The 5,898-nt window shown below is 59.5% G+C and carries 2 protein-coding genes; both read right to left on the reverse strand.

Going from position 1 to position 5,898, the window contains the following annotated elements:
- A partial coding sequence (locus tag NCN04_RS06780; protein ID WP_250395585.1) for a beta-ketoacyl synthase N-terminal-like domain-containing protein occupies positions 1–4,269 on the reverse strand: 4,269 nt, incomplete at its 3' end.
- Positions 4,266–5,393 (reverse strand): MGDG synthase family glycosyltransferase, encoded by a 1,128-nt coding sequence (locus NCN04_RS06785; protein ID WP_250395586.1) that lies wholly within the window; start codon positions 5,391–5,393, stop codon positions 4,266–4,268. The genes NCN04_RS06780 and NCN04_RS06785, both read right to left, overlap by 4 nt.
- Between the last annotated feature and the right edge of the window lie 505 nt (positions 5,394–5,898).

Here is a 5,898-nt window from a genome sequence, read left to right on the forward strand (position 1 = left end):
GATGCGGCAAGGGGGCGCCTGTGTGGGCAAGGTGATCACCAACTTGCCCACATGCCGGCCCTGGGCCATCAGCCGAAAGGCGTCTTTGCACTGGGCCAATGGGAAAGCGGAGGTCGGCAAAGCCTTCACTCGCTCCTGCTGGACCGCCTCAACCAGAGCCAGCAGTCGCTGTCGCAAGGGCTGGGGATCCCTTGCCGCCAACTCGAGCAGATCAAATCGGTGGTAGGTCACATCTGGGCGCCGCTCCCGCACCTGTTGATCACTCCAGACCTCCAGCTTGCCGAGCTCTACAAACCGCCCCCCCTCAGCGAGAGCACGGAAACTGGCATCCACCCACTCCCCTTTCAGGCTGTTGAGCACCACATCAACGCCACGACCTCCGGTGTGCTCCAGCACCTGATCCGCGAATGCGGTGGAGCGAGAATCGAAGACGGCATCCACCCCCTGCTCCAATAGGGCAGCCTGCTTAGCCGCACTCGCTGTGGCCAAGATGCGAGCACCGCAGCGCAAGGCCACTTGCAATGCAGCTTGCCCAACCCCACCGGCGGCAGCGTGAATGAGCACGGTCTCCCCCGGCTGAAGCTGAGCAAGCTGCTCAAGTCCGTGTTCGGCGGTGAGATAGGCCGTCGACAGGCTTGCACCCAAGACTGGATCCAAGGATTCAGGCCAGGGAACGCACAGGTTGGCCCGACAGGTGACATGGCTCGCCAAGCTCCCCAGGGTGAGCGCCGCCAACATCCTGGTTCCCAGTAAGCAAGGATCGGTCCCCGGGCCCACAGCCACCACGCGGCCGACCGCTTCTCCCCCGAACGGCAGCTGGGCATCAGCCCTCAGCCCCAACGACTGGTTATGGGTCTGCAGCAGACCGAGAGCATTTAAGACATCGCGGAAATTGAGCCCGGTGGCCTCCACTGCTATTTCCAGCTCGCCTGGAAGAAGCCGAGCGAGGGGCAGGGGCGCATGCACCAGCCCCTCCAATCTGCCGCTGCCATCCGCCAAGACCCGAAACCGATCGGCATCAATCGGATGCAAACAGCGGGTTTCAATCCGGTCTTCTCCACACCAGCGCAGCTCAGCGTCACCGCCCGTCGCCGCTAGCAACCGTTGCCATTGAGGCGATGACAAGGGCTCACCCTTCAGGGTGATCGTGCTGCAACGCCAGGCCGGACAATCCTGAGCCAGGCAGCGGACCGCCGCCTGCACGGCTCCCACGACCGGAGAGGAGAGATGCGGCAACAGCACAAACAGCTGACGCGGACGTTGCAGCGGCAGGGCCTGCAGCGTCTGCACGAGGGCGGGCACCAACGTGGCGGGATCAGCAGACTCGTCCATCACGATGGGGGCAATCGCTTGCTGGTCGCACCAGGCCTGGACCGTTTCGGGGATCTCTCCCAAAGCAATCAAACTGATCGGCTCCGCTGCCACCGGGCTCCACTCGGACAGCGCTCCGGCCGGCAGCGCAGACCAACCATCCTCCAAAAGCCTCGCCGCCGGTAAGGCAGGGACCACAGGAACCATGAGATCGAGCATGGTGCGCGACAGCGCTCGCAACTGCAGACCTCGAATCGAACCGATCGGAGCACCCACACTGTCGAGCAAGTCCAGATCCGCCACCCGATGGCCTCTCGCTTCGGCGCCTTGCTGTTCTAGGCTCGACTCCCGCAGCTGCAGCCGGCAGCGCAATGCATCCGGCAGGGGCCAGCATCCAAAGTGAACGGATTCCACCCCAGTAGGGAGCAGCAACTGAGCTGCAGCCGACTCCTGAGCGATCACGGCCGCAACCAGCTGAAAACAACCATCGATCAGACAGCGATCCGCAGCCCCCTCCGGCCGCGTGAGCATCGCTTCAGCGCAAAGCCCGTCAACCCAGAACTCACGAATAGGCCGATACGTCTGTCCATAGCTGAGCCCTAACTGCTGCAAGGCGCCGTACAACGCTTCCGGCGTTTGCCTTTCAACGTGTGAGTTCGGCATCAATCCCTGCTCTGGCAACGAGGGAGCCTCAGCAGCGTCTACAGCCAGCTGCACTTGACCATGCAAATGCCAGTCACAGGAATCATCACCAGAAACAGGGCGACTATGCAGCGAGAGCTCCTGTCCATGAAGGAGCGCTTGCAGTCGCACCGGTCCGTCATGGAGCCAGAGCGGCCGTTCCAATTGCACGACACCCAACTGCAGCGCCTGCTTCCGCGACCGCAGCCAGTCGAGAACCAACGCCAGATAACTAGCCGCTGCAAACACGGGCTGACCACCAAGCCGGTGATGCTTCAGGTCTGGAACACAGTCAGCGTCCAGCTCCACGCTCCAATGCTGCGACGCTCCTGGCAAATCCAGGCGTTGCAGCCGCAACGCTGCCTGAGCTTTTGGCGCAGGGCTTGTCAAACCAAGGTGATCCAACCAGAGACTGGCTTTGGCATCCTTTGGCGCCGTCTCCATTGAGCTCCACCAGAAGCGAGAGCGGAGAAAGGGGTGTCCAGGCGGTTGCACCCAGCACCAGTCAGCGCCCTGATGCCATTTGGACCAAGACATTGGAGCTCCTGATGCCAATGCCTCCACCAGCTCCTCGAGCCTTCGCCGACCGGAGGCACCAGGAGACAGCATTTTGAATTGAAGGTTCTGGAAAGACGCTGGTAGAGCGGCTTGTCCCTTGGATGGCACCTCTCCAGACCAGGCAGCAGCACCCTCACCAAGCAATTGATTCAGCAACTCCTGGCGGCTCCCCGCAATGAGGGCAAGGGCATGAGGGAACTGCGACCTTCTCAAATGCGTGCTGGCGCAAAGATCAGCGATCTCCACCTCGGGATTGGCCTCCAGCCATTCCGCGTAATCCCTACGAAGGAGGGCAAGCGCTTCGGGGGAGCGAGCACTCAGCCAAAGCAGCTGCAAGGCAGGAGCCGCAGAGGCGGAGGCTTGAGCGCAGCCTCCATCAATCTCAGGGGAAGCGCTGAGAACGGCATGAGCATTGGTCCCGCCAAAGCCGAAGGAGCTAACGCTGGCAACAAGCTCTTGATCCTCCGCAGGGAACGGCATCAGCGCATCCGACACCTTGAGTCCAAGCCCAGGCATATCGACACTTGGGTTCGGGCGGCTGTAATGCAAACTGGCCGGAATCTGGCGACGCTTCAGGCACAACACCGTCTTGATCAGGCCCGTAATCCCTGCGGCGGTTTCGCCATGGCCGAGGTTGCTCTTCACTGAACCCACGAGGCAAGGCTTCATCGCTGATCGCCCAGCTCCGAGCACGGCACCCAAGGCGCGCAGTTCGATGGGATCGCCCTGACGGGTCCCCGTGCCATGGGCTTCCACATATTGCGCTGCCGCAGGCGACAGCCCAGCAGCGGTATAGGCGGCTTGGACGCAAGCCATCTGTGCCTTCTGGCTAGGCGCCGCAATCCCCTGACTGCGGCCATCGGAATTCACCGCCGTGCCACGAATCACCGCCTCAATCGGATCACCGTCGCGCAGAGCTGCCCCCAACGGCTTGAGGAATACAGCACCGGCACCTTCGGAACGCACGTAGCCATCCGCCTCAGCATCAAAACTGCGGCAGCGCCCTGATGGCGACAGCAACCCGGCCTTGCAGAAGCTCATCTGTATGCCGGGATGGATTAAGGCCTGCACACCACCAGCGAGTGCAAACTCGGACTCACCGCGGCGCAGACTCTCGCAGGCCAGATGCACCGCAACCAACGACGAAGAGCAAGCGGTATCCACCGTGAAGCTCGGGCCTTTGAAGTCGAAGGCGTAGGAAATACGGTTCGCTGCGATGCAACCGGTGTTGCCGGTAAGGATGAAGGGCTCGTTGTCGGGCGTGAGGTACTGCGCTTCCGAGGCCCATAACAATGCGCTGTAGTCGGCACTGGAGATGCCCATAAACACACCCACAGGGCGGCCGCGAAGCTGTTCGATCGGCTGACCGCCCCCCTCAATCGCACGCCAGCACACCTCCAGAAGCAGGCGCTGCTGAGGATCCATGCACTGCGCTTCCCGGCCACTAATCCCAAAAAAGCCCGGATCAAACCGATCGATCCCGTCCACCAGTCCGGCGCGGCGGACGTGCTGGTGAAGCGGGCGACGCGGGTCTGGATCGTGATGACGTTGTGGATCCCAACGTTCAGGAGGGATCTCCCCGATCACGTCTCGCCCCTCAACCAAAAGATCCCAAAAATCGTCGGAGCTCTCGACACCACCAGGCAGCCGACAGCCCATGCCGATGACCGCAATCGGCTCCTGCTGATTGAGCGTGTCCGGACGATCCAATCCCGTCATCCCTTTGCAGAGTATCTAGCCAACAGAAGCGAACGAATCGCCTCTCGATCAGCCACTAGTGCGTGTCTCGCTACCTGCGCTTTGAGTTTCTGATAGTGCTGCGGTTGTTCCAACCAGCCGCGGCAAAGCTCCAGTAAATCCTGAGGCTTGCGGATGCAGCAATCAATCTGTCTGGCCTGGAAATAGCGACGGGCCAACAGCTCCTGGGGCATCGTCATCCCGAAACCATTGAAAATCAGCACCGTGCCTGCGGCCAAGGCTTCCGTGGCTGTGCGCGCCCCTGGCCTCGCCACCATCGCCCAAGCTTGTTTGTACAACTTCGCCATCGCACCAGGACCCTGGAAGCCCAACGGCGTCAGGGAGAGTTGGGGATGCTGCTCAGCCCATTGCCGAAGTTGATCCAGAGCAGCCTGACGGCGACCACATAAAGCCACGACACGCAGCCTGCCTGCTAAGGGCAGCAACACCTCGAGCAAGCGAATGTGATTGTTGGCACCATTGGCACCTGCCCCTAGAACCAATAACGGCAACTGATCAGGACTCATGTCACGTTCCGGCTGGGCGAGCTCCTCCTCAAAAGCTGGATCAAACAAAGGTCCCAAGGCCGGAGCCGGGACCCGTTTGTAGCCCCTACGGCGTACATCTGCACTCACCTCTGGGGTCAGCGTCCAGAAAGCATCCGCGCTCCTCGTGAGCCAATTGCGACTGAACCCAAAGCCCCCATCGAGCTCGGTGCAGCAGGTGATGCAGCGCAAATTGGGGCAAACCCGCCGAGCCAAATCGAAATGGCCGCGGTTGATATGGGGATGGGTAGAGATCAGCAGATCTGGCTGAAACTTGCGCAACAGCTTGATCACATAGAAACGACCAGCAAGCAGGGTGCCGGGCTTGGTTACATCCTCAAACTCCACAACACGCCAATAGATCTGATGCATCCAGGGGCCATGGCGCTGGATCCAGTTGTAAAGAGCGACTCCTGCCCGGGTGAAGACGCTCGCGTTCTCAAGTACGTGCTCAACCAGAACCTCCCCATCTGGATCCCAGCGTTTTAGCCAGGCCTCGATCGCATACGCCGCTGCATCATGAGCCGTACCACCGCTGGAGGTGAAGATCAAAACCCTCATCAACTCAGAATGCCATGGAACAAGAAGGCTCAGCTTGAGACTAAAGAGTTCTGAAATTACAGACCACTCAGCTTGCCCAAGGCCTTCAAAGCATGAAATCAGGTTTTATGCATCAACGGCATATTGAGCATCTGACCTAAAGCCAATCACAATCATTTGATTGAGATGATTCTAATCAAGCCTGCATTTGCACGAATGAAACAGAAAAAGCAAAAACCAGGCAAACAGCAAGCCAAGCGCAGAGCAACGTAAGAATCTTTTAAGACGATTGGAAGCGACGGCTTGAAAATTTGCCTCAAAGCCATCCTGATCGGCCTGAATTTAGGCAGCACTCAACTCAACAATCAAACCTCCCCTCTAGCCGTGAAAAAGATTGCAATTATACAAAGTTTCTACCAAAAGATTGAAGAACAACAAATCCCCAGAGAACTTGGGAAAACTTGAAGCGAGAAGAAGTCAATTAATTCGAGTCACTAATCATGCTGATCGTTATGCACAAAGAAGC

The sequence above is a fragment of the Synechococcus sp. MU1655 genome (assembly GCF_023630655.1).
Taxonomy (GTDB): Bacteria; Cyanobacteriota; Cyanobacteriia; order PCC-6307; family Cyanobiaceae; genus Synechococcus_C.

Excerpts from the sequence above, each read along its gene's own strand:
- NCN04_RS06785 (WP_250395586.1), bottom strand. The coding sequence starts at position 5,393 with ATGAGGGTTTTGATCTTCACCTCCAGCGGTGGTACGGCTCATGATGCA.